The 22,777-nt window shown below is 49.0% G+C and carries 21 protein-coding genes; 11 read left to right on the top strand and 10 right to left on the bottom strand.

All coding sequences use genetic code 11. From position 1 onward, the window contains the following. Nucleotides 1–37: 37 nt before the first annotated feature. From O3C43_06500 to O3C43_06490, 3 genes are read left to right on the top strand one after another with little or no spacing between them, the layout of a single operon-like run. Entirely contained in the window at nt 38–1,438 is a 1,401-nt protein-coding gene (locus O3C43_06500) for a Gfo/Idh/MocA family oxidoreductase (protein ID MDA1066137.1), read from the top strand. A 19-nt stretch (nt 1,439–1,457) separates the two neighbouring features. Next, nucleotides 1,458–2,597 carry a DUF5009 domain-containing protein gene (locus O3C43_06495; protein ID MDA1066136.1) on the top strand — a complete coding sequence of 380 codons (1,140 nt, stop codon included), beginning with the start codon at nt 1,458–1,460 and terminating at the stop codon, nt 2,595–2,597. A 14-nt stretch (nt 2,598–2,611) separates the two neighbouring features. Continuing rightward, nucleotides 2,612–4,165 carry an arylsulfatase gene (locus O3C43_06490; protein ID MDA1066135.1) on the top strand — a complete coding sequence of 518 codons (1,554 nt, stop codon included), beginning with the start codon at nt 2,612–2,614 and terminating at the stop codon, nt 4,163–4,165. Between the two features lie 69 nt (nt 4,166–4,234). Here O3C43_06490 and O3C43_06485 read toward each other — a convergent pair whose 3' ends face one another. The 3 genes from O3C43_06485 to O3C43_06475 form a co-directional block, all read right to left on the bottom strand. After that, complete coding sequence (locus O3C43_06485) at nt 4,235–4,831, bottom strand: hypothetical protein (protein MDA1066134.1); 597 nt, start codon at nt 4,829–4,831, stop codon at nt 4,235–4,237. Nucleotides 4,832–4,855: 24 nt separating this feature from the next. Beyond that, a complete protein-coding gene (locus O3C43_06480; GenBank protein ID MDA1066133.1) occupies nt 4,856–5,308 on the bottom strand; it encodes a hypothetical protein in 453 nt (150 codons plus the stop codon). Nucleotides 5,309–5,915: 607 nt separating this feature from the next. Then, nucleotides 5,916–7,193, bottom strand: a complete 1,278-nt coding sequence (locus tag O3C43_06475) for a serine hydrolase (protein MDA1066132.1) — start codon at nt 7,191–7,193, stop codon at nt 5,916–5,918. 221 nt (nt 7,194–7,414) lie between these two features. On the opposite strand from O3C43_06475, the gene O3C43_06470 reads away from it, so the two are divergent. The 6 genes from O3C43_06470 to O3C43_06445 all read left to right on the top strand — a co-directional run bounded on the left by O3C43_06470 (nt 7,415) and on the right by O3C43_06445 (nt 14,926). Next, nucleotides 7,415–9,319: an arylsulfatase gene (locus O3C43_06470; GenBank protein ID MDA1066131.1), complete on the top strand. Its 1,905-nt coding sequence runs from the start codon at nt 7,415–7,417 to the stop codon at nt 9,317–9,319. After that, the gene (locus O3C43_06465) at nt 9,316–10,578 is read left to right on the top strand and encodes a Gfo/Idh/MocA family oxidoreductase (GenBank protein ID MDA1066130.1); all 1,263 of its coding nucleotides are present in this window, start codon (nt 9,316–9,318) and stop codon (nt 10,576–10,578) included. Before O3C43_06470 ends, O3C43_06465 begins: the two co-directional genes overlap by 4 nt. A 113-nt stretch (nt 10,579–10,691) precedes the next feature. Next, complete coding sequence (locus tag O3C43_06460; GenBank protein MDA1066129.1) at nt 10,692–11,999, top strand: MFS transporter; 1,308 nt, start codon at nt 10,692–10,694, stop codon at nt 11,997–11,999. A 116-nt stretch (nt 12,000–12,115) separates the two neighbouring features. After that, a complete protein-coding gene (locus tag O3C43_06455; protein ID MDA1066128.1) occupies nt 12,116–13,141 on the top strand; it encodes a Gfo/Idh/MocA family oxidoreductase in 1,026 nt (341 codons plus the stop codon). Between the two features lie 7 nt (nt 13,142–13,148). After that, entirely contained in the window at nt 13,149–14,684 is a 1,536-nt protein-coding gene (locus O3C43_06450) for a sodium/solute symporter (protein MDA1066127.1), read from the top strand. Between the two features lie 5 nt (nt 14,685–14,689). Beyond that, nucleotides 14,690–14,926, top strand: coding sequence for a hypothetical protein (locus O3C43_06445; GenBank protein ID MDA1066126.1), 237 nt, complete (start codon nt 14,690–14,692; stop codon nt 14,924–14,926). Nucleotides 14,927–15,043: 117 nt separating this feature from the next. On the opposite strand, the gene O3C43_06440 is transcribed toward O3C43_06445, so the two are convergent. The 6 genes from O3C43_06440 to O3C43_06415 form a co-directional block, all read right to left on the bottom strand. Continuing rightward, nucleotides 15,044–16,411: a DEAD/DEAH box helicase gene (locus tag O3C43_06440; protein MDA1066125.1), complete on the bottom strand. Its 1,368-nt coding sequence runs from the start codon at nt 16,409–16,411 to the stop codon at nt 15,044–15,046. A 247-nt stretch (nt 16,412–16,658) separates the two neighbouring features. After that, complete coding sequence (locus tag O3C43_06435; protein ID MDA1066124.1) at nt 16,659–17,447, bottom strand: hypothetical protein; 789 nt, start codon at nt 17,445–17,447, stop codon at nt 16,659–16,661. Nucleotides 17,448–17,461: 14 nt separating this feature from the next. Then, complete coding sequence (locus O3C43_06430) at nt 17,462–18,838, bottom strand: sulfatase (GenBank protein ID MDA1066123.1); 1,377 nt, start codon at nt 18,836–18,838, stop codon at nt 17,462–17,464. 288 nt (nt 18,839–19,126) lie between these two features. Beyond that, nucleotides 19,127–19,660: a sulfatase-like hydrolase/transferase gene (locus O3C43_06425; protein MDA1066122.1), complete on the bottom strand. Its 534-nt coding sequence runs from the start codon at nt 19,658–19,660 to the stop codon at nt 19,127–19,129. A gap of 131 nt (nt 19,661–19,791) precedes the next feature. Further along, nucleotides 19,792–20,877 carry an alpha/beta hydrolase gene (locus tag O3C43_06420; GenBank protein ID MDA1066121.1) on the bottom strand — a complete coding sequence of 362 codons (1,086 nt, stop codon included), beginning with the start codon at nt 20,875–20,877 and terminating at the stop codon, nt 19,792–19,794. Between the two features lie 226 nt (nt 20,878–21,103). Next, nucleotides 21,104–21,307 carry a hypothetical protein gene (locus tag O3C43_06415; GenBank protein ID MDA1066120.1) on the bottom strand — a complete coding sequence of 68 codons (204 nt, stop codon included), beginning with the start codon at nt 21,305–21,307 and terminating at the stop codon, nt 21,104–21,106. A gap of 373 nt (nt 21,308–21,680) precedes the next feature. On the opposite strand from O3C43_06415, the gene O3C43_06410 reads away from it, so the two are divergent. Further along, on the top strand, nt 21,681–22,061 hold the full coding sequence (locus O3C43_06410) for a DoxX family protein (GenBank protein ID MDA1066119.1): 381 nt from the start codon (nt 21,681–21,683) through the stop codon (nt 22,059–22,061). Here O3C43_06410 and O3C43_06405 read toward each other — a convergent pair. Next, on the bottom strand, nt 22,041–22,391 hold the full coding sequence (locus O3C43_06405) for a DoxX family protein (GenBank protein ID MDA1066118.1): 351 nt from the start codon (nt 22,389–22,391) through the stop codon (nt 22,041–22,043). The genes O3C43_06410 and O3C43_06405 overlap by 21 nt on opposite strands. 196 nt (nt 22,392–22,587) lie before the next feature. Between O3C43_06405 and O3C43_06400 the strand changes: the two genes are divergently transcribed. Then, nucleotides 22,588–22,776, top strand: a complete 189-nt coding sequence (locus tag O3C43_06400) for a hypothetical protein (protein ID MDA1066117.1) — start codon at nt 22,588–22,590, stop codon at nt 22,774–22,776. The last annotated feature ends 1 nt before the right edge of the window (nt 22,777 follow it).

Genomic DNA, 22,777 nt, shown 5'->3' with positions numbered 1-22,777 from the left:
CATTGCCCTAATACGAATTAACGTTTAAAAAATTATCATGAACTTCATTAACGAGTCTCGTCGTGGTTTCTTCAAAAAAGTAACCGGGTTAACCACAGGATTATTGGCTGCCTCAAGTAGTCGTCTGGCCAGTGCTCCAGCCCGACCGTCGGGAGCCCGTTACATGGGTGACTTTGCCGCACCTAAAATCGAGACCGTCCGCATAGCGTTTATTGGTGTCGGAGCTCGTGGTGTTGAGCATGCCAAACAACTCGCTGCGATCGAAGGATCCGAAGTCGTGGCCATCTGCGATCTTTTCGAAGACTACGCACTGCGCTCCAATAAAAATTGTGAAGAGGCCGGAAAGGGTAAACGGCACAAAAACATTCAACTGTTTCACGGTGAGAAAAACTTGTGGAAGAAGATGCTTCAGGAAGTTAAACCTGACGCGGTCTTCATAGCGACACCGTGGAAAGATCATGCACCCATGGCTATTGAAACGATGAAGCGTGGAGCGCACGCATTTGTTGAAGTGCCGTTAGGTCTTACGAACGAGGAACTCTGGAAACTCGTCGATACCTCCGAGGCAACAGGCAAGCACTGCATGATGATGGAGAACGTAAATTACGGTCGTGAAGAACTGTTATATCTCAATCTCTGTCGCAAAGGCATAATTGGCGAGCTACTCCACGGTGAAGCCTCTTACATTCATGAGCTGCGTTTTCAAATGGAAGAAGTCAAACGGGCAACCGGTTCCTGGAGAACCTTTTATTATGCCATGGGAAACGGAAATTTGTATCCCACGCATGGTCTAGGCCCCGTCGCCCAGTACATGAACCTTGCTCGTGGTGAGGATAACTTCGATCGCCTGGTTTCGTTTTCATCTCCTGCGAAAGGCCGCGCATTATATGCTGAAAAGAACTACCCGGCCGATCATCAATGGAACCAGCTCAGTTACGAATGCGGAGATATGAATACCTCCATCATTAAAACTAAGCTGGGTCGTACGATTATGGTACAGTGGGATGAAACGAGTCCCCGCCCCTACACACGATTAAACCTCATTCAGGGCACCAAGGGAACTTTGACTGGCTACCCTACCCGTATTGCACTCGAAGGCGGAGTGCCTGGAGCGACCAAAGATCATCACCATTGGGCCGAGGGAGAAAAGCTTGAAGCCTTCATGGAGGAACATGATCACCCTCTTTACAAACGTATGGGCTCACTCGCGGAAAGAATGGGCGGACACGGGGGCATGGACTTTCTCATGCGCTACCGCATCATCGATTGTTTGCGCAATGGCGAGCCACTCGACCAAAACCTCTACGAAGGTTGTTTCTGGAGTGCCGTCAGTCCGTTGAGCGAAGCCTCGATAGCCGAAGATGGTTCCTCGCAAAAGTTTCCAGACTTCACCCGCGGTCAGTGGAGGAAAACACTGCCCCTGGGAATTGTTTCGTAACTTCCATCGAACAACTGAAATGAGTTCACCTGACTCTTCCACTCAACAACCAGAGAGACTTCTGTCCCTGGATCTGTTTCGTGGTCTGGTCATGTTCCTCTTGGTAGCTGAAGGAGCAGGCATCTACAGAGCTCTCACCAAGGTAACTGGCGAAGACAGTTTCTTGAGCCCTTTCCTCATTCAGTTTACTCACCATCCCTGGCATGGGTTGCGTGCTTGGGATCTGGTGCAACCTGCCTTCATGTTTATCGTAGGGGTGGCCATGTTTTACTCCATCAACAAACGTCAAAACCGGGGTGATTCCTGGGGGATCATCGGGAAACATATTTATATACGTTGTCTACTTCTACTTATTTTTGGAACCGGCCTGCACTGTGTCTACGCGGGAGAGATGGTTTGGATTTTGCGCAACGTGCTCGCGCAATTGGCATTCACCATATTGATTACTTTCTGGGTCTTCCGACTACCCTGGAAAACTCAGCTTGGCATATCTATCGGGCTGATACTCATCACAGATATAAGCTACCGGGTCTTTCCACTCGAGGGATTCAATCATCCTTATACTCCCGGTGAAAACTTTGGCACCTGGATGGACACGGTGCTACGAAACCCAATTGCAGGAGGCCATTGGGTAGCGATTAACTTTGTTCCTACAGCCGCCCATACGATTTGGGGAGCCTTGATTGGGCAAATGCTAATTAGCAGCAAGCCTACTCAACACAAATTGAAGATCCTGGTATACGCAGGCCTGGGCGGACTGATTTTAGGTTATCTGCTAAACTGGGGCTTTGGTAGCGAGACCTTGCGTATCCCAATCATTAAACGCATTTGCACAGGCTCCTTTATCTACGCCAGCGGCGGTTGGTGCCTTTTGATTTTGGCACTTTTTTATTACGCAATCGATATGCGTGCCTGGAAACCCAATTGGCTGTATATCATCAACGTCGTTGGAACGAATTCGATTTTCATCTACATGACTACTCAGTTGTTGGCAGGGAAATGGCTAGGCCCCAACGTAGAGATTTACACCAACGGCATCCTGGGTCGCATCGGCTTCAATCCAACGTGGGTAGAACTTTCAACAGCCTTGATCAGCTGGTTTATTCTATGGTATTTGTGCCACTGGCTTTACAAGAAAAAGATCTTCCTGAAAATTTAAGCATCTCCCCAATCATGAAAACATACCTCGCCCCTTTGCTCGGATCACTTGCTATCCTTCTGGGCTTCATCGCCTGTGGTCCAAAAGACTCAACCGAAAAAGCTGCTCCCGCTAGGCCACCCAACATCATTTACATTCTTGCCGATGACCTGGGCTACAATGAGCTCGGTTCATACGGTCAAACGTTGATTGAAACACCGAACCTCGACGCCTTGGCAGCTGGCGGCATCCGCTTCACCAACCACTACGCCGGCTCCCCGGTCTGTGCGCCCTCGCGTTGTGTTTTATTAACGGGTAAACATAGCGGACACGCCTATATTCGAGGCAATGACGAATGGACTGAACGGGGAGACACCTGGGATTTTGCGGCGGCAGTAAAAGATCCGAATCTCGAAGGCCAACGACCAATTCCTCCTGGCACCACAACCATTGGAAGCTTGCTACAAACAGCCGGTTACAAAACAGCCCTCGTCGGCAAGTGGGGCCTGGGAGCACCGTTGACCGAAGGGATACCCAACAAGCAAGGGTTCGATTTCTTTTATGGCTACAACTGCCAGAGACAGGCACATACTTACTATCCGGTTCACCTGTGGAGAAATGAAGAGAAACACATGTTGGCAAATGAATTGGTAAAGCCACAAACACTACTGGACGAAGGAGCAAATCCAAATGCTCCATCCAGTTATGCGAAGTATCAACTAGCTGAGTACGCACCTGAGCTCATGCTCAAAGAAGCTCGCGACTTTATTTCCACCAACAAAGACATCCCCTTCTTTCTCTACTTTGCTTCGCCACTTTCTCATGTCCCTTTACAAGCACCACAACGCTGGGTCGATTATTATACCAAAAAATTTGGACCAGAAGAACCTTACCTGGGGGAAAATAGTTATTTCCCAAACCGAACCCCACGAGCGACCTACGCAGCGATGGTTTCTTACCTGGACGAATCAGTGGGTAGGCTAATTGAAACCTTAAAGGAGACCGGACAATACGAAAACACCCTGATTGTTTTTTCGAGTGACAACGGCCCCACCTACAACGGAGGTAGCGATTCAGTTTATTTTAACAGCGCTGCGCCGTTTAAAGGCGTATACGGTTACGCAAAAGGATTTGTTAACGAGGGAGGCATCCGAGTGCCGATGATCGCCAACTGGCCAGGCAAAATAGCACCTGGTCAAACCTCCGGACACATCTCCGCATTCTGGGATGTACTACCCACTCTTTGCGAAGTCTCAGGCGTAACACCTCCAGAGGATACGGATGGTATCAGTTTTCTGCCTACGCTTCTGGGAACAGCTGCACAAGTAACTCATGAATTTCTATATTGGGAGTTTCCATCCTACACAGGCCAGCAGGCAGTACGCATGGGCAAGTGGAAAGCCATGCGCAAAAACATCTTCAATGGTAATCTCAAGGTGGAACTCTATGATCTCGAAACGGATCCCGCCGAGCAACGTAATGTGGCAGCAGCGCATCCGGACGTCGTCGCTCAAATCGAAACTATACTTTTGAAAGAACACACACCGGCCGAGCTGGAGAAATTCAAAATCAAACAACTGGGAGACTAGCCTGCGTCATACTTGACAATTGACTAGTGACCCTCTCCGATTACTCCCTCGACTGCCTGGTTAGCTACTTTAATTCTTTGATCTTCGAGATATGCCGAGAGTATTTCGTTCATCGATAATGAATATGTTCCCGCAACCGACAATGTAAGTAAGATCGAATACAGGGTTTTCTAGATGATCTGCACCGAGAGCTGACATAAGCACAGCTCTAAGGAACTCAGTTCTTTCTGAAGCTATATTGGGGGAGGTATCAACGACAACGAGCCAATTTTTTTCGAACGATTCGATTTCACCGGTTTTTAGTTTGTCTGCCTTTCCCTTGATTCGTTGAGCGACTCGATTGGCCCACCTGACATCTGAAATCTCAGATTTTGCTGCTGATGGCTCGGAGATCTTATCAAGAAGTTCGTTGTTGGCTATTCTCGATTCCTTAGGGCGATCTCGCAGATCACTAGAGCAAAAACTTTCCAATCCTGCTTTCTTCGCAATCACGGTAGCTCTTTTTTGTTCTTCAGGACATCCTTCTGTAAGTTCTATTCCTGTCTTCATTCCCTGATAAGTTACAACAACGTCGGGCTTATCTCGCTGAATGGGGTCATCGAGCACGTATCCGGTTGCTTCCACGAAGTAATCAAAATGAAGTCTTTCTAGTTCGGTATCGGGCATTTTCTTAAGCTAACGCCTAGGATACTAATGGAGGGGAGGCGGAGCCTTCCCGGAATTTAGTAATCCGGTTTGTTCGCATCTATCAGTTCGGACTGTCAGAGATTCAGATACCCAATAGATCTCAATCTCGAGTTTATTCAATGCATCTCTAATTCTTTCAATCATTTCGATATGGTCACTGTTATCGGGTAAGGCTATTCCTACTGCACACTGATATTTCTGCTTCATCATTGCAGCACGAAAAAAAGCATTGGCAACATGATCCTTTACTTGGTTCCTCGTGAAAGCCAAACCGTAGCGAGATGTATGCTCTTTGGATGAACCTTCGCCCTTCGCCTCAATTCGTAATTCATTTGATCCAAGAACTGCGGCAATGTCATCACCATGAGCAGTTCCTTCGCAAGTGGAAATGATGTCCCAACCCTTAGCCACAAGATGATTTGCAACGACTTTTACGATGATGTCTTCGTAACGCATTTCTTTAGCGAACAGTGTTTTTCTAATTAACTCAGTTAATTATAACATGGTTGAGGTTGAGGGGTTTGGAGCAATGGCTTCATGGTCTTAAACCCAATAAAAACAAGGAGTTACAATCGTGCAAGTTTGAAAATCTGCGAAATATCAAACCAGAAATAGATTAACTCAAACTAGGATTTTCGACGAGTTAACTAAAACGTGGTCGGAGAAGAGCTAAAAAAGATGGAATATTTAAACAATATCCAGACCCTTAAGAGGAAAAATATCCAGGTGTATTCTAGTTCAGAGGTGTCCCTTCGTGCTCCAAGTAGTTAACAATTCATGGCCATTCTCGCTATGACTTATTTTGGGGAAACATAAACTCGTCTCAATTTTCAAATTGGTCAGATGCTTTGTTAGCAAATGGCAATGGAGGAGATTTGAAGTGCTGATATGATACACTATCAAACAACAAATGATCAAATGGGCAGCTCATTTTAGGACAGACGGCTTTGAGGGATCTGTACGGCAACCAACAGGGCCATGAGTCTATTGTCAATTTTCTAGCCGAGTTTGAATCTCTGGATTCCATCTTTAATCGAATACTGAAACTCAACAAAACGGCGGGTCATTGAGTTTTCGAAACAGCGCTTACAACCGTGTTTAAAATCAGTGTGTAGGCATCGTTAATTTCAATATTGGCTTTCCAGTTTTCCCGGTCGGGCGCGGATTTGGGCGCATCCGGGTGTAGTTCCAAACCTGTGTTTTTGGAATCGTACTGAGAGTCTCGGCCGCCCAGTTTCCAAACTACCAGGTTAAGCGAAGGCACGACAAACAATGCATGACCACCGGACCCGGTTTTCCAAAAAGCATCCCGCGGAACATTCGGATTTTGACCACCGGTATTCACATCAAATTGTAGACTGTAGGGATAGTGCGGATTGTAGGGAGAAATTTGGCGACAGTGGTCCACATAGTCAGCAGGGACGATGGATCTACCCTCCCAATTTCCACGATTCAGTAGCAGGTATCCGAATCTTAGCATATCGGTAGGGCGTACGACTACACCCCCTCCACCCGTTGTATGAACGACTTCATCGATATTCCGATATCCAAACGTAAATTCCATAAAGCCCATGGGATCTGCCAACTTCAACCGTAGGTAGTTTTCCATTTCAATTCCTGTCAGATGCCGCACCATCATGGAAACTAGGTGAATCGATGCGGTAGCATAAGAATAGCCACTACCCGGCTCAATCCAAAGAGAAGATGCAGTAGTGACGCTGCCCCTGTTAAGATAATCTTTTTTACCAACCACGTATTCATCCACCATACCCGGCCAGCCATCTAATCCTGGCGGATCTACTATTATTTCATCCCCATAAACATAGCTTGGATTGTTTCCACGAATACCTGCGGTGAAAGAAAGAAGTTGGCCGAGATTGATCTGACTTTTTGCCGGATCGCCAAGCGGAAATGCAACGGCGGGCAGGTAATCGGGATTATAAATTCTCTGATTTAGACCATCCGGGAATCGACCGGGTTGCTCGTTCATGAGTATTCCAGCGGCCATGCTCGTGAAGGGTTTTCCAACTGAAGCAAGATTGGTTAACGACTCCCGGTGCCCGAGTCCGAAATAAGCTTCATAAATCAACCAACCTTTCCGAACCACCAATAGGCCGCCATTCCTGGTGCTGGCTTTTGCAATTTCCAAAGCGTAGTCCAAACCCTCAAGCTCTACACCAGTCGTTTCCAGGATCGATTGAGGGTCCTCAAGCTTCCTCCAACCACCTTCACCGTCGGATGGAGGATAATAGACGCTTGAGGAATCGCGACCACAACTCAGGAGACAAATGCAAAATACCGGGATTATCCCAATAATATTTATGCTGCTCCTCTTTTTCATGTGAACCAATCTGCTATCATAGATGGCGTTCTATTTCAAAGGAGTAATCGAGATCAGAGAAAATGAGGACTCCTAACTCCTCTTAAAAATAAAATTACATACAAAGCTCACTCTAATCGTTATCTCCACTTGCAAAGCTCAAACGAATCAGAAGAAAATGGCTTACTAATCGGTTCGGTTTCGGTTTCCGTTTAGTAGAAAATACTCTGAGAACTTACCCTATGAACAAGCGCACTTCTTATTTCTGGTCATTATCCAGTTTCAAAAAGATCTTGATAGCTTTAATCCAATCACTCGGAATTGCGGGGACGCAACGGCCCTACCAAGATCGCGCCCAAGAGCTAGGGCCGTTGCGTCCCCTCAATTCCGCCTCCAAATGCTTAGCTCTGTCTTTGATATTCAGCTTCGGAACTGGAATCCCCTTAACCACTCAAGCTGAACGACCCAATGTAATTATCGTCATCACGGATGACCAAGGTTACGGAGATTTCGGTGCAACGGGAAATAAAATCATCGAGACGCCAAACATCGATGCCATGGCGAAAAGAAGTGTGCTCTGGGACAATTTTTATGTCAGCCCGGTCTGCTCCCCTACACGGGCCAGTATTATGACCGGTCGTTACAACCATCGTACCTATTGTGTCGATACCTGGCTGGGTCGTTCGATGATGCATACAGACGAAGTCACCATCGCCGAGATCCTTGGTGATGCTGGCTACGCAACCGGCATATTCGGTAAATGGCACCTGGGTGATAGTTATCCTATGCGAACAATCGATCAGGGATTTGAGGAATCGCTAGTACATCGAGGTGGCGGACTCGCCCAACCAGCAGATCCGATAGAGAACAATAATAACTACACCAACCCCATCCTGATACACAATGGTCACCAGACGCAGACAGAAGGCTATTGCACCGACGTTTATTTTGAGCACGCCCAAAACTGGATCCGGGAAAAGAAATTGGAGAGTCGACCATTCTTCGCCTACATTCCCACCAACGCACCTCATGGTCCCTATCACGATGTTCCAGAGGACCTCAGAAAACATTACCTCAAAAAAGATCTCGCCAGTCTTATTCGTGGAAAACCACGCGACCTGGAAAAAGAAGTGGATACATTGAGCCGTATTGCGGCCATGATCACCAATGTGGACGAAAATGTGGGACGTCTTTTTGAAACACTTAAAGAAACCGGACTTTACGAAAATACCTTGGTGTTTGTCATGACAGATAATGGACCGAATACCAAACGCTATGTAGGTGATATGCAGGGTAATAAAACAGAAGTTCTCGAAGGCGGTGTGCGCACCCCGTTATGGAGTCACTGGCCTGCCAAACTAGGAGCCGGGGAAACTGTGCACGATACTATCGCAGCTCATATCGATCTCCTACCTACTATTGTTGAAGCCTGTGAAGCTGAGTTGCCCGACGGACTACAAATCGATGGTCGCAGTATTCTACCGCAGTTACTCAACCCGGAAAAACGAATGGCACCCCGTCCACTCTTCATGCAAATCCACCGGGGAAGCCAACCCCAGCGCTATCATAATTTCATGGTGCGTGATGCTATGTGGAAACTGGTCCATCCTTCAGGGTTCGGTACTCAGACATTCAATGGAGACCCCCATTTCCAACTCTACAACCTGGACCTGGATCCGGGGGAAACAAACAATCTGGTCGCAACGATGCCCCACAAATTTAATTATCTGAAAACACTGTATGATGCCTGGTTTGACGATGTAATGTCCAACGTTCTAACCAACCCCGGTCCCCCGGACATCATCATAGACGCCCACCACGAAAACCCATCCGTACTCACTTGGCAGGATCGGGTAGCGGAGCAATGGAGTGCCGGTAGCAGCGGTCATTGGGAGTTGGATTTTGCAAAGGCCGGTCAATTCAATATTCAGGTCGATATGCCCCGGGAGTTCGCACCGAAACAAGACGGTGAACTGCTACTCTCTATCGGGAATGACGAATACAAAATAAAGATTAAAAAAGGAACCCAGTCGGTTTCCTTCCCCACCATTCAAGTATCTGAAGGACCGAAATTACTCCGGGCCGATATGCATTATTCGGAAGGTTCTATAGAAGGTGGTTATCAAGTACGTATAACAGCATTATGATTCGAATAGGCATCGTCGGCTGCGGAAGAATTCTGGCAGCGCACCTCAGAGGTTATCGTCTTCTTCGAGAAGCGGGATTCGACAACTTCCGCATAACGGCCCTATGTGCCCGAAAGACCGAAGATGCGCAAATGTATGCCAAGCGCGGAGAAGGTCCTCCTCAACGCCCGGCGGTCAGCGACTCTCCGGGTGACCCGTTGGCGATCGATGACGAATACGTCTCAGACTTCCAGGACGATGTCGATGTAGCCTTGTACGACAACTACGATGAGATGATTACCCGGGGTCCCGTCGATGCGATAAACGATTTCACCTCACATGGCATGCATCACCTGGTCGCCGAGGTTGCATGCCGCGCTGGCAAACACCTGCTGACTCAAAAACCACTCGCAGTCACCGTCGCGGCGGCTCGAAAAATGTGCGAAGATTTTGAAACGGCGGCACTGACCCTGGGCGTTTTTGAAAATGTGCGCTTTCTCGATAAAGCACGCTACCTCCGATGGCTGATTGACTCGGGCTATATTGGAACTCCGCAAATGTTTCTCTTGGGCAACGTCGGCAACTGGTGGACTCCCGACAAAGTGGTTGCCCACACACCGTGGCGTCATTTTAAAAAGCTGGCCGGCGGCATAGCGCTCGATCTCGGAGTTCATCAATTTCACTTAGCCCGATACCTGCTGGGAGATCTAAACTCCATTGCAGGCACGGCCCAGGTTATTGAATCAAAACGCCATTTCATAAATACCGCGGGCGAATCCGAAACTATCGACTGCGATGCCGACGATATTTTCAATGCGACCTTTACGAGTGCAAGCGGTGCATTTGGATCACTAACGGCAAGTTGGGCGGGTCACGGAGAGGGTATTCACTTCGGAGGCGGTCCCGTACTTTATGGAAGCAAAGGTCGCGTAATGGGAGACGCCCTTACACTGGATGATGGCTCCACCCACCCTATCGAAATGCTTTACCAGGATCAATGCGACCCGGAACGCAAGGACCGAGAATTTCCCCGTGGCATCACCAATGCCTTCGCCACAGCCCAGCTCGACTGGATCAACGCCATTCAAGAAAAACGTCCGACAGAAACGAGCGGACGTGAAGGATTAACCGATCTGGCCGCAGCATTCGCCATTCTCGAGAGCGATCTGGCAGGCCGTCGCATATCGATTGAAGAAGTTATTAATGGAACGGTATCCGAGTACCAGGTACCAATTGCTGAATATTATAATTTACACACCAAAATGCAGGAGCTGCTTTAGCTGCGATCATTGGCTTAAAATGCCAAGCTGGGGCTTGGCGTTCCCAGGAAATCGCAGCTAAAGCAGCTCCTACACAAAGCCCAAAATTTTAAACAAAATCTACCCCAACACCCATGACAGAATCTCCACCCAAAATAAAAGTAGACGCACGCCTCAGCGCCATGATGTTTATGGAGTATGGAGTCAAAGGCATGTGGATGCCATTGGCGGGAATTTTCCTGGTCACAGAGGTATCGATGGGCGGACTCGGATTTACGGAATCCGAAAAGGGAATGATCATCGGGATTCCGATGGCGATTGGATCTATTCTGGCTCCCTTTATTGCCGGGCAGTTGACCGACCGGATGTTCTCAACCCAGAAGTGTCTGGCTGTCATGCTTCTCCTGGCGGGTATTTTAAAATGGGCCACCGCTTACCAGTCGTCTTTCGCGGTTTGGATGTGTCTGTCGATCGGCTTCGCCATCCTGTATGTTCCCACCAACTCGCTGACTAACTCACTGGCCATGGAGCACATGAGCGATCCGAAGACGCAGTTTCCCCGCGTGCGACTCTGGGGAACCATCGGATGGATCGCCGTATCCTGGATTTTTCCCATGCTCTGGTTGCAGACCAACCTGCGTTTCCAGGCACTGCCTCCCTTCTTCAAGGGAGATAATGTTCCCGACGTAACCTGGAGAATGATCGATAGTCTGAAATTTGCCGGAGGACTGGCTATAATCTTCGCATTCTACTGCTGGTTCATTCTGCCAAACACACCGCCAAAAGGTAAGAACCGCAAAAAGCTAGCCTGGGTGGAGGCGATGCAACTCTTCAAAAAACGCAGTTTCCTGGTCCTCATGATTATCGCCTTACCAGTAAGTGTTTTGCAGGTATTTTATATGATGAACACCAGCCCATTCCTCAAAGCGAGCGGTTTGCAGGCCAGCTACATCATGCCGGCCATGTCACTGGGCCAGTTCTCGGAAATTGCCGCACTCGCATTTCTCGGCGTTTTGCTGACCAAGTGGGGATTCCGGACTGTCATGACGATTGGAATTTTCTGTTACGCTTTGCGTTACTTGATTTTTGGCATCCCTGGGCTGCCGGTTGAAGTCCATGTGGCAGTCCAACTTTTGCATGGACTGTGTTTCGGTTGTTTTTACGCAGGTTCTTTTATCTATGTTCAAAGAATTGCCCCGAAAGAAATTCACCACACGGCCCAGATCCTGTTTTTCTTCGTTATGCTGGGTCTGGCGCCTGCCATCACCGGTGGATTCTTGAATGGCTGGTTGGCAGATCTATGTGGTGCACCCAACGGCGTTTTGGATCTCGATTCCTATGTTCGTTTCTGGAGGGCGTGCTCCATTCTGGGATTTGTTTCCGCCATTTTGTTTTGGATTTACTTCAAAGATGAAACGAGCGATCCAGAGCCCGTTGTATAAGCTCGCATGAGCTACCTAAAATTAAATTTTCATTTTGCCTGCAATCTAAGACCTGGATAACTAATTTGCTCCTGCAAAAACAAAAAATCTCCGAACCCACATTCAACAATATCACTATGACCTCACCACTTAGAATTGGAGTCCTCGGACTCAGCCACGATCACGTTTGGGATAACTTGCCATTTCTGGTAGCGCATGAAGATGCGGAGTTGATCGCAGCGGCCGATCCGAATAACCCGTTAACTACCCGGATCGCAACTGAATACGGATGCAAAACTTACACTTCCTCCTCCGAGCTCTTGGACAAGGAACAACTGGATGCGGTTTACATTTTCAGTAGCAATTATGAAGGAGCAGAGCTGGCCATCGCAGCGATGCAAAAAAAGCTTCACGTCCTGATAGAAAAGCCGATGGCAGCCCGACTGGAGCAAGCAAATCGCATGGTTGCGGCAGCCGAGGAAAACAATGTGAAGCTGGTTATCAATTGGCCTTTCGCCTGGTGGTCCCAACTTCAGAAAGCCCTGGCTATGGTTCAGGAAGGCGCTATCGGAAAAGTCTGGGCTGTAAAATATCGAGCCGCTCACGCCGGTCCGGCTGAGTTGGGATGCTCAAAGTATTTTTGCGATTGGTTGTTCGATCCAGAACTCAATGGAGCAGGTGCCATGATGGATTACTGTTGTTACGGCAGTGTGTTGGCGGCCTCTCTGCTGGGACTGCCAGAATCAGTTACAGGCATGACAGGTGGGCAGGTGAAGGACGGACTTAAGGTCGAAGACAACGCGATCATAGCCATGAAGTATCCGTTTGGCATGTCGTCTGCCGAGGGTTCCTGGACACAGATTGGCAAGCTCACCAGTTACACTACTACCTTTTACGGTACCGAAGGCACCATGCTGGTTGAACCAAGAGAAGGAGCTCCGCTGATCCTCGCTTCGGAATCGAACCCTATGGGAAGTGAAGTACCTGTTCTCGAATCAGAGCCATACCTCCAAAACTCAGCGAACCATTTCATACATTGTATTCGAAATGACAAACAACCCTGGTTGCTTTGTGATCCTCAAAACTCCAGGGACGCGCAAGAGATTCTCGAAGCGGGTATTCGATCAGCCGAGCAAGGCAGCCACCAAAAATTGCCACTTTAAAATCTAAGTGCAATCCGGACTCACAACCCTCGATTATATCGTAGTTGCCATTTATCTAATTGGCACAGTGGGATTGGGGCTGGCTATTGGGTGGAAGTTTAAAACAGGGAAAGATTTTTTCCTGGCTGGCCGAACACTTCCGTGGTGGGCGATAGGAATGTCTCTGGTTGCAAGTGATATTGGTGGAACAGACATCATAGGAGTAGGTGGAGCCGCTTATGCTCATGGCATAGCGGTGGCTAACTTCGAGTGGATCGGATGCGTCCCTGCCATGATCATCGCCGCGTTTATTTTTGTGCCTATCTTCTGGCGCATGGGAATCTACACGATCCCTGAGTTTATGGAGCGGCGATTCAACGTCGGGGTCCGCAGTTCGCTCGGCCTGTGTTGGCTATTCTTCATGGCCTGTAACGTTGGCCTCATGCTCTATGCCTCGGCCAGGATGCTGAACACACTCACCGGGTTTTCGGAAGTCACATGCATTTTCGTAACTGCGGGGATGGTGGGAATCTATACTATAGGCGGAGGCCTCAAAGCGGTAGTGTATACGGATGTTATTCAGTGTTCCGTCATGATAGGCGGATGCTTGCTCGTACTCGGCATCGGACTTTACGATCTCGGGGGAATTGACGGCCTTCGGGAACAACTGGCCGCACTCGGGGAAAGAACAGAAAACCACACTACTCTGATTGTACCAGCCGACGCAAAGTCGCCGTTCCCGTGGCCAGCAATTTTGTTCGGCCTGGCCTTCATACTATCTCCGGCCTACTGGATCGGCAATCAGGCGATCATGCAACGATCACTCGGTGCCAAATCCCAATTCCATGCACAGGCCGCCTACGTCTGGGGAGCAATGCTTAAGATCCTCATCCCGGTCATCATCGCGATACCAGGCTTGATCGCGATTGCGAAGTTTCCAGACCTTGCGACACCGGACGCCGCTTTCCCCACCCTTGCAGCCCAACTGCTACCTACCGGTATTCGCGGGCTCTTTCTTGCTGCATTCATCGCAGCTCTGATGTCGAGCGTCGATTCCTACCTCAACGCTTCGGCCACGGTTGCCACAAAAGATTTTTACTTACGCTTTGTTAACCGTGAAGCCGACGACCAGAGAATCCTCTTCATTGGACGGACCGTGACTCTGGTCCTTATGATCTGGGGAATCGGCTTTGCATTTTTCATCCGGCAGGCTGGAGAGAACACCAGCATCTACACCATTTTCCAAACCCTTATGTCGTTTTTCCAGGGACCGGCACTCGCGATGATCCTAACCGGATTTTTCTGGAAACGCGCCAATGGTACGGGCGCCCTATGTGGATTTCTTTGCGGGATCGTCTGCTCGGTTGGACTTTTTATTCTTCACAACTGGCATGCGTCATTCGGCATAGAACCTCTCTTCCGAATCGAGGAACCATTTCTGTATTTCTCAATCTGGTCATTTGTAGTCGCATTGACAGTCATTGTCATCGTAAGTCGATTGACCCCACCCGAGCCGACGGAGAAAACCGCCTTTCTAAATCTCAAGACCGAACCTGCAATTTAAACAGCATGACACCCTTGCACCACATAGGCGATTTGTTCAGAAACTTGGTGCTGCTTGTGCCATTGTGGGCAGCCCGCACAATTTTTGTCCTCACCTTGCTTGTCGTTTTTATTTGGGTACTCAGGCTTTCTCCAGAGCGTGTGAGTCCTAATGAAATCGAGGAACGAAACTGGACCAACAATCTAAAATTGTGGGCGGCTATAGCGATAGGATTACAGATAATTATTTATCTGATCCTCTGAATCTCCTGCAGACAACGGGACACAAAACCAGGAAAAATCAGACGCAATGCGTTTCTCTTACCGAGATTCCTCCGTGCGAAAACCACACCGATGAAGCCGCGGATATTGAATCAAAAACTACCCTCTTTGACCTGCTGACGCTCTTCGACGATTACGTCTATTTCGCCCCGATGGAGCAGCGGCAGCAACCTTGGCGGTTTGCAGGGAAACCTTAGGTTTATTCGTACGATTAGGACTTCCTCCATTCCGGTTCCCATTTCGGTTTCCCCCGGACCTTCCAGAAGCGCGCAGTCTTGATCTCGCTCCGTCATTATGACGGGCTGCGATCGATGATGAATGCCTGACATGATCCGAATCAACTGGAATGCTTTGTTTGATTATCTTTTCAACGTCTCGGAGAAGATCCAATTCTTCGTGGCAACAAAAGGTAATGGCACGACCGCTGGCTCCAGCGCGAGCTGTGCGGCCGATACGGTGAACATAGTTATCCGCTTCTGAAGGCAGGTCGTAATTAACAACCAGGGTAATGTTACGCACATCGATTCCGCGGGCGGCAACATCCGTTGCGACCAGAACTGGAGTTTGCCCATTTTTGAACCGGTCGAGTGTCTTCTGTCGGGCTGCTTGTGACTTGTCACCATGAATGGCATCCGCGCGGACCCCATGACGTTCCAGTTTTTCGGCCAACTTGCGGGCACCGTGCTTGGTTCGACTGAACACCAAATTCAATTCGCCTGCATTGTCCTTCATCCTTCGACTCATCATGTCCAAGAGATGAGTAAGTTTATCTTTTTGTTCTACGAAGTGGATGTACTGATCAATCTTTTCCGCGGTTGTCACCAAGGGAGTAATACGGATTTCTTCAGGATTATGCAGAAGCGTCGAAGCAAGCTTAGTGATTTCAGGAGCCATCGTGGCTGAAAATAGCAGCGTCTGGCGTTTGCGAGGTAACAATTCACCAATCTTGCGAATGTCCCGAATAAAGCCCATATCCAACATGCGATCGGCTTCGTCGAGGACGAAGCACTCGACTCCGCCAAGTTCTATATATCCTTGTTCAATTAGATCGAGTAAACGTCCTGTGGTTGCGACTAACACATCCAACCCCCGTTTCAGACTTCTCACTTGAGGCACCTGCGATACCCCACCGTAAACCAAACCGATTTCGAAAGAAATGCGGTTACCATAGGTAGAGAAACTTTCAGCAACCTGGACGGCCAACTCGCGAGTTGGAGTGAGTATGAGATTGCGAACTTCGTAACGTCGCAGCTTCCTGCGCTCTCCCGCCAATCCGTGAAGGATCGGCAACGCGAATGCCGCGGTTTTTCCAGTACCCGTTTGAGCGCAGGCTAGTAGATCGCGTCCCTGGAGAAGGACAGGAATTGCTTTCGCCTGAATCGGCGATGGTGTGGTATAACCCTTTTCAGCTAACGCTTTTTGGATAGGGGCAGCCAAAGGCATACCCTCAAAATTTAATTCTTTCATGGTATTGGGCGGACGTCGGGACGAATTTGGTAACTGGTGCGGACGCCGCATAGGTCGATGATGATTGTATTAATTTCCCAAAATCAATCACTCATCGATGGACGACCAAGTCAGGGCAGGTTCCGTTTCGAAAGACTCCGCAATGGCGCGTGTTTTTCCGGTAACCCGAACGTAAGAAGCTTGTTGGATACGTTTAAATCCGGTCATGCAAGCTATTAATTTTTTCGAAAGCCCACAATATTGAGCCCTACCCCATCAGTTTCATAGCAGATTCCACCGAAGCGTTTTCATGTACAACCTCACGTAACGCTGCCGCAATCGCTGGAGGATGCCGATGTTGCCAAACATTTCGACCTACCGCGATTCCACTCGCTCCGCCTTCGATCGCTTTCTTTACCATGGTTAACAATGCCTCGTCATCGCCCATAGCCGCGCCGCCCAAAACAATGACGGGAACCATGGCCGCGTCTACGATCTTTTTAAAGTCATCGACACTCGCTCCGGTGGGAAAAACCGTTTTCACAACATCAGCTCCGAGTTCCGCGGCAAAGCGAACAGCAAAGGCAACGTTCTCGACGGTGTAATCGTCCGGCCTTCCAATACCCAGAGGGAGCGTTTCCAGGATTACCGGAAGCGCAAACTCTTCAGACTCCGAAATGAGAGTTGCACATTCGCGGGCATTGTCCGCTTCGTGAGGATGATGCAAATAAAACATATTCATAACCGCATGAGCTCCCACACTAGCCGCATCTTCGGCCGTAAAAAGCCTTACGGGACCTGGATCAGGATTCCCTGATTCTGCCGGTTTATATAAATCCGTTCGCAAACAAACGCCTTTGCCAACGAGTTGCTTTTGGCAGTTACGAGCGACGCCAAGATTTACCACAAATCCATCGACCCAATCTCTCACTGACTCGATCAGCTCCCCTGGTAGGGCCAATTGAGGTACAGGAATCGCAGTGCCATGATCGATGGGCAAGATGACCGTTCGGCCGTCCTCCTGGAAGAATGAGTTTAAGTAATCGGTCTTGGTCATAAGTGATAAAGTTATTAAGGAGCGGGAGGATTGATATACGTCAGCTTCGTCGGGTCATCGATTTGAGGCGCTATCGCTGCTAACTCCAAAAGCTGCTGAACTACTTCCGGATGTCCAGCCGCAAGATTCGTCGTTTCGCCAATATCATTTTCCAGGTCATAAAGCTCGATCTTCCCGGAAGGACGATCATCTACATAGCTACGAAAGACTTTGAGATCTGGCATCACCAATTTCCACTTTCCTTGTCGCACACATTGAAATTCTTCCCGGCAATAATAAAACAAATGATCCCGTGCTCCTTCATCATTCTTTCCTAAAATTAAATCGGTCTGGTCAAAACCATCGATGGGTCGATCATTCGGAACATCAAAACCTGTCAGTTTCGCAAAGGTGGGTAGTAAATCCAGGCTGCTCACAATCGCGTTGCTAACACGTCCCGCGGGAATGTGTCCTGGCCAGCGCATAATAGCAGGAACCCGAAGACCTCCTTCGTAAGTCGAACCTTTTGCAGAGCGCAAGGGTCCGGAAGTACCCCAACCGATTTGTCCATTATGCTTCGGACCCAAACTTTCCTCGAAATTGCTCCAGGGTCCATTGTCTGAAGTGAAAATCACAAGCGTGTTTTCACGAAGTCCCAGCTCATCCAGCACATCCAACAAGCGACCCGTATGATAATCCAATTCCTCAATGGTATCGTCATATAAATTTCCGCCGGACTTTCCTTTAAATTCAGGTGAAGCATCAATGATCGAGTGCACCATGGTATGCGAAAGATAAAGGAGAAATGGACCTTCCTGGTTTTCCTTCAGCCACGAGATGCCTTTGTCCGTATACAGTTTCGTAAGCGAACCCATATCGTCAGTTCCGCCAGCCGCTTCATTGTTTTCATGAAAAGTAACATTCCCGCTATCGTTTGCTCCAAGAGGTCCGAAGTAGTAATCGAAGCCCTGGTTGTTCGGCATACGTTCGATGATCGGTCGGCGATTGGAAACATCCCACTTACCGATACAGGCAGTTCGATAGCCCACATCCTGCATGAGTTCTGCGAAGGTTATTTCGCTTTCGGGCATACTCCAGCCAAGACTTCGCACCGGATACCGGGCCGTAAGCAATGCCGATCTCGATGGCCCGCAAACGGGTTGCACATAAAAATCAGTAAACCGCATGCCATCGGACGCCAGTTTATCGAGATTTGGCGAGTGTATACTTTTCGAACCATAACAACTCAGGTCGCCATATCCTTGGTCATCAGTGAAAATAATCAGTATATTGGGCGGCGACCCTTGTTTTGCGCAGCCAGAAAAGAACCAGGCGAGGGGCAAGACAATAAACAATATTTTCGGGAGGAGGTGAGTAATTCGTTTTAGGGTGGGTAATGCATAGGTGGTCATAGCTTAAAGCTATCAAGTCTGCTAAGCTCCCGACAAGTATTTAACAGAAACCTCCCCCTGTTGCTTGACCCGGCCCAATCAGAAGAATAAATACCTAAGAATGAAAATACCCTATGCTTCTTTAATTGTAGTAATCACTCTGAGCCTGATCGGCTGCTCCCCAAAACCCCCACCTCTGCGGCTTCGCCGCTAAAAAGCAAATTCCTATCAATAAAATTGACTTTCCCCGGTATATTTCAGCATGAATCACGTTTCTATTCGCAAATTCCTATCAATCTAACCCCCAAATCAGACAAATTGCTTCTCTATGCTTTCAATTTTCACTCCTCCCCCTAAAACCCCCACCTCTGCGGCTTCGCCGCTGAAAAGCAATTTCCTATCAGTAACGAATTCTTCACGCGCCCGTTTCACATTTCCGAGTCCTTTGTTCTTCAATACCGCTACGAGACTCCCGCCTTCGACCTCCTTGGGAAGAGCTTTCTTGATTCCCGCCAAATCAGCGAACGTGGGAAGCAAATCCATCGCGTTCACTCTGACATAGGAACAGGCTCCAGCCTCGATGCCGGGTCCGGCTACGATGAAAGGGACACGCAGGCCTCCTTCCCTCACGGTGCCTTTTCCTCCACTCAGTGGGGGGTTGCGTCCAGGCGTGCCGTGATCGGTGGTGTAGATAAAGTAAGTGTTGTCCTTGATTCCGAGCCGTTCCACCGCGTCAAGAACTTCACCCATGGTTTTGTCTGTGATCCCTATAAACTTGTTATCCGGGTCGGCCTGGCGGTTCCGGCCGCCTTCCTTTTCTTCCTGGTTGGGGTAGTGGGACATTTGCAGGAAAGACCCCTTCCGAGCGGGGACCCCTTCCGAGTTCTCAGGTAAACGGGCCGCAATTTTTGTTGTATAACTATTTTCGGCGGAATTCCGATTGTCGGTACTGTCGCAACGGGTGTGCTTCGGGTCTATTGGTAGGCTGACTGTTTGAATACAAAGGCTGCTTCGGCCCCCTCAGGCGCCGGAAAACCGGCATGATAAAATGTGCATTCGACCCCAATGGAATCACAGGCCCGTTTTAGCAGCTCGCCGAATTTCGGATGATGAATCCACTGGCCGAACTTTGCGTCCGGAGGGAGTGGCGTCGGCGATAAAGGACTGCGGAAGATGGACAGGATTGGTGGATCGTCCGGTGAAAGGTGCGTAAGGGGTGAGGCGTTGTGTATGAGAGCCGCTTTGCCGGGACGGGAAAGTTCCTCGACGGTTGCAACGCCAAACAACGGCAGGATCGCGCCAAAATCGTTCGCCCCGAGATGCTGCCGGACGTAGTCCGGTTCAATCGAGCACGCGGTGATGTAGGGCACCACGCAGGTCACCCGCGTCGACTGCCGCGCAATAGGATCTTCCGATGCCGGGTCAGCCTGGTCGTCGTGGAGAGCGATCCACAATGCCATGAGACCGCCGGCCGAACTGCCCGAGAGGGCGATCTGCTTTGGATCAATGTTCCACTCCTTTGCTTTCGCCCGCACAAACTGGACGGCCCGTACGCCGTCGAGTACCGGACCCGGATAAATTGCCTGGCTGCTGTAGCGATAATTGGATGACACTACCGAGATGCCGGCTTCGACGTAGGGACGGGTATCTTTGGCAAAAGATTGTTTGTCACCTCCGCGGAATCCGCCTCCGTGGAAGAAGATGACTACGGGCGTCGGGTGATCCGAAGCAGCGCGATAGAGGTCTAGAACCTGCCTTTCGTGCGCTCCATAGGGTACATTTGGCAGGGTTGGCTCTGGCACCGTGTTTTTAGTTGCATCCGCGAGTGTGGTGGTGGCGGCTGTCTGCTTGCGCGCCTGTTGCTTCTTTGCGTTGCGTGCTTTGCGAAACCGCTCGACTTCCTTAAGGGTCAATTTTTCGTCTCCGTCGGCATCTGCCTCCGGAAACCGGGCAAACAATTGTTCAAGCTCCACTTGAGACATTTCCTTTGCGTTTGTCGTCACTTGCTGAACCAGGCAAAAAACTATAATCGGGAATATGAGAAGAGATAAAGTTTTCATAGAAGTATCATCGAATTAGCAAATATGTTATATCGCCAACTCGCAGGAATCAATCCATTTGTATAAGAATTCACATTGTAGTATTTGTTTCGCTGCGTCGTAAACCCGCCTGCCTTTTAAAAGGGCGAAGGTACTTCCTCCTTCGTTGACTGAAACAGGCGGACATATACTGAAGATACGCACAAATTTCCTATTTGGATAGCGCAAAACATTGATACTGTAACTGCTATATGGATAAGAGCGGGAACGGGTTTCCCCTGTTTTGATCAATAAACTTAAGGGCTGATTCGGTGGCCCAACGGGTGAGCAGCGCCTGATCCTCGGCTTGCAACTCGGGATTAACGGCTTCCTCATTGTGGACGAAGGGCAGGGTTTTAGAAAGCCGGATCGTTGGGGGGAGGTGCGCAAATATGGGACTATAGGGCCACATGTCGTTGGAATAGGGAATTCCTTCGTACTCATCGAATTCCTGGCAAAACCCCCACCTCTGCGGCTTCGCCGCTGAAAAGCAATTTCCTATCAGTAAAAGATTCTGAATTCACGACTCCATCCTCATTGGTAGGAATTACGTAAACGAATTCCTGTGGGTTCGAATGTCTCGCCTTTTTCATAAGAACGTTATTCCTGTTTTCTGGTGACGTTCATTCGATAACTGTGACTGGCCTGTGTACCGGAAAGTCAGCGTTGAATCCTTTGACTTACGCAGCAGGGCGCTGCTAGGTTACAAGATCCTGGCTCAACCGTCTTGAGAGGCGATACGAAAACTTAACTAAAAGAATCAAAATTTATCGAAACGGACTAAAATGGACTATCTAGCAATCGTGTGTCAACTAATAGTAGGCTTGGGGATTCTCAATGTGTGGGGATTGCGGTTTAACAAACATTCTATCTATCGGGGTGGAAAGGCTAAAACCATGCAGGAAGAATTTGCGGAATACGGACTGCCAGCGTGGTCGGTAGGCGTGGTTGGATCTCTAAAGATCGCTGCGGCAGTGGGGCTCCTGATCGGGATTTTCTTGCCGCAAACCCTATTACCTTCCGCACTGGTATTGACGGTGTTGATGGTCGTCGCAATCGCTATGCATCTAAAAATAAATGATGCGCTTGTGAAGTCCTTTCCCGCCGCCTGTGTCTTGCTGCTCTGTCTTTTCCTGGCTTACTACTCATATTCGCTGCAGGTATAAATAGACGAGGAAAGCGTTGAGTATGAGGTAGAAAACTGCCGGTGACGAGCGCAGGAACCCATCCTTGATTCGTATCCTTACGACCAGTGCCAGAAGCATTTGAATCGCTAGACCTGCTGCTGCAAGAACTCCGATGATCGGAATCGTGTAGCCTACCGCGAGACCCACTACGCCACAGATTTGAAGTACTCCGGTCAGAACTCGATAGGAACCCATGCCATAGCGCTCAAATTCCAGTTTCATGCGTACGGTCGTTAGGCAGTCCATCGCATACCACAAAAAGGATAAGGCCGAGAGTGCGCTGCAGGAAAAAAGTAGAACGTTCGTCATGGATGGGTAGGTGCAAACTTTCCGTTTTACCCTTATGGGTTAGAACGCTTCGGTGCGGATTCTGGAGGTGATCTCCTTCCCGGAATCTGGTGGGCTCGAATCCGCAATTCATTTACCAAAGGGTGTCAGGATGCGCTTCTGGCTGCTGTCGTGTCAACGAGAACTCCTGCAGTTGTCTGGATTGTGGAAAACAGGGATGCATAACTCACGTTTTCGCGGTATATTGAAAACTGCTATTGTAATTCCCGGAATTTACCGAAGATCAAAACAGAAGGTGGTTTTCCGCATCAGTGGTCGCAGTTTCCCAGTGGAGATCGTTCATGTCGTATTCCGTGTGATCGTCTGGCTGAGTGCTGGGGAGGGAGTTGAAAAATCTGGTGCGTAGA

This window comes from Verrucomicrobiota bacterium, from assembly GCA_027622555.1.
GTDB lineage: Bacteria > Verrucomicrobiota > Verrucomicrobiia > Opitutales > UBA2995 > UBA2995.
This window is presented reverse-complemented; position numbering and strand designations above follow the sequence as displayed.

Excerpts from the sequence above, each read along its gene's own strand:
- O3C43_06420 (MDA1066121.1), bottom strand. The coding sequence starts at position 20,877 with ATGAAAACTTTATCTCTTCTCATATTCCCGATTATAGTTTTTTGCCTG.
- O3C43_06470 (MDA1066131.1), top strand. The coding sequence starts at position 7,415 with ATGAACAAGCGCACTTCTTATTTCTGGTCATTATCCAGTTTCAAAAAG.
- O3C43_06430 (MDA1066123.1), bottom strand. The coding sequence starts at position 18,838 with ATGACCACCTATGCATTACCCACCCTAAAACGAATTACTCACCTCCTC.
- O3C43_06485 (MDA1066134.1), bottom strand. The coding sequence starts at position 4,831 with ATGCCCGATACCGAACTAGAAAGACTTCATTTTGATTACTTCGTGGAA.
- O3C43_06415 (MDA1066120.1), bottom strand. The coding sequence starts at position 21,307 with ATGTGGCCCTATAGTCCCATATTTGCGCACCTCCCCCCAACGATCCGG.
- O3C43_06500 (MDA1066137.1), top strand. The coding sequence starts at position 38 with ATGAACTTCATTAACGAGTCTCGTCGTGGTTTCTTCAAAAAAGTAACC.
- O3C43_06475 (MDA1066132.1), bottom strand. The coding sequence starts at position 7,193 with ATGAAAAAGAGGAGCAGCATAAATATTATTGGGATAATCCCGGTATTT.
- O3C43_06405 (MDA1066118.1), bottom strand. The coding sequence starts at position 22,391 with ATGACGAACGTTCTACTTTTTTCCTGCAGCGCACTCTCGGCCTTATCC.
- O3C43_06425 (MDA1066122.1), bottom strand. The coding sequence starts at position 19,660 with ATGTCCCACTACCCCAACCAGGAAGAAAAGGAAGGCGGCCGGAACCGC.
- O3C43_06455 (MDA1066128.1), top strand. The coding sequence starts at position 12,116 with ATGACCTCACCACTTAGAATTGGAGTCCTCGGACTCAGCCACGATCAC.
- O3C43_06460 (MDA1066129.1), top strand. The coding sequence starts at position 10,692 with ATGACAGAATCTCCACCCAAAATAAAAGTAGACGCACGCCTCAGCGCC.
- O3C43_06400 (MDA1066117.1), top strand. The coding sequence starts at position 22,588 with ATGCATAACTCACGTTTTCGCGGTATATTGAAAACTGCTATTGTAATT.
- O3C43_06495 (MDA1066136.1), top strand. The coding sequence starts at position 1,458 with ATGAGTTCACCTGACTCTTCCACTCAACAACCAGAGAGACTTCTGTCC.
- O3C43_06480 (MDA1066133.1), bottom strand. The coding sequence starts at position 5,308 with ATGCGTTACGAAGACATCATCGTAAAAGTCGTTGCAAATCATCTTGTG.
- O3C43_06465 (MDA1066130.1), top strand. The coding sequence starts at position 9,316 with ATGATTCGAATAGGCATCGTCGGCTGCGGAAGAATTCTGGCAGCGCAC.
- O3C43_06410 (MDA1066119.1), top strand. The coding sequence starts at position 21,681 with ATGGACTATCTAGCAATCGTGTGTCAACTAATAGTAGGCTTGGGGATT.
- O3C43_06435 (MDA1066124.1), bottom strand. The coding sequence starts at position 17,447 with ATGACCAAGACCGATTACTTAAACTCATTCTTCCAGGAGGACGGCCGA.
- O3C43_06445 (MDA1066126.1), top strand. The coding sequence starts at position 14,690 with ATGACACCCTTGCACCACATAGGCGATTTGTTCAGAAACTTGGTGCTG.
- O3C43_06440 (MDA1066125.1), bottom strand. The coding sequence starts at position 16,411 with ATGAAAGAATTAAATTTTGAGGGTATGCCTTTGGCTGCCCCTATCCAA.
- O3C43_06490 (MDA1066135.1), top strand. The coding sequence starts at position 2,612 with ATGAAAACATACCTCGCCCCTTTGCTCGGATCACTTGCTATCCTTCTG.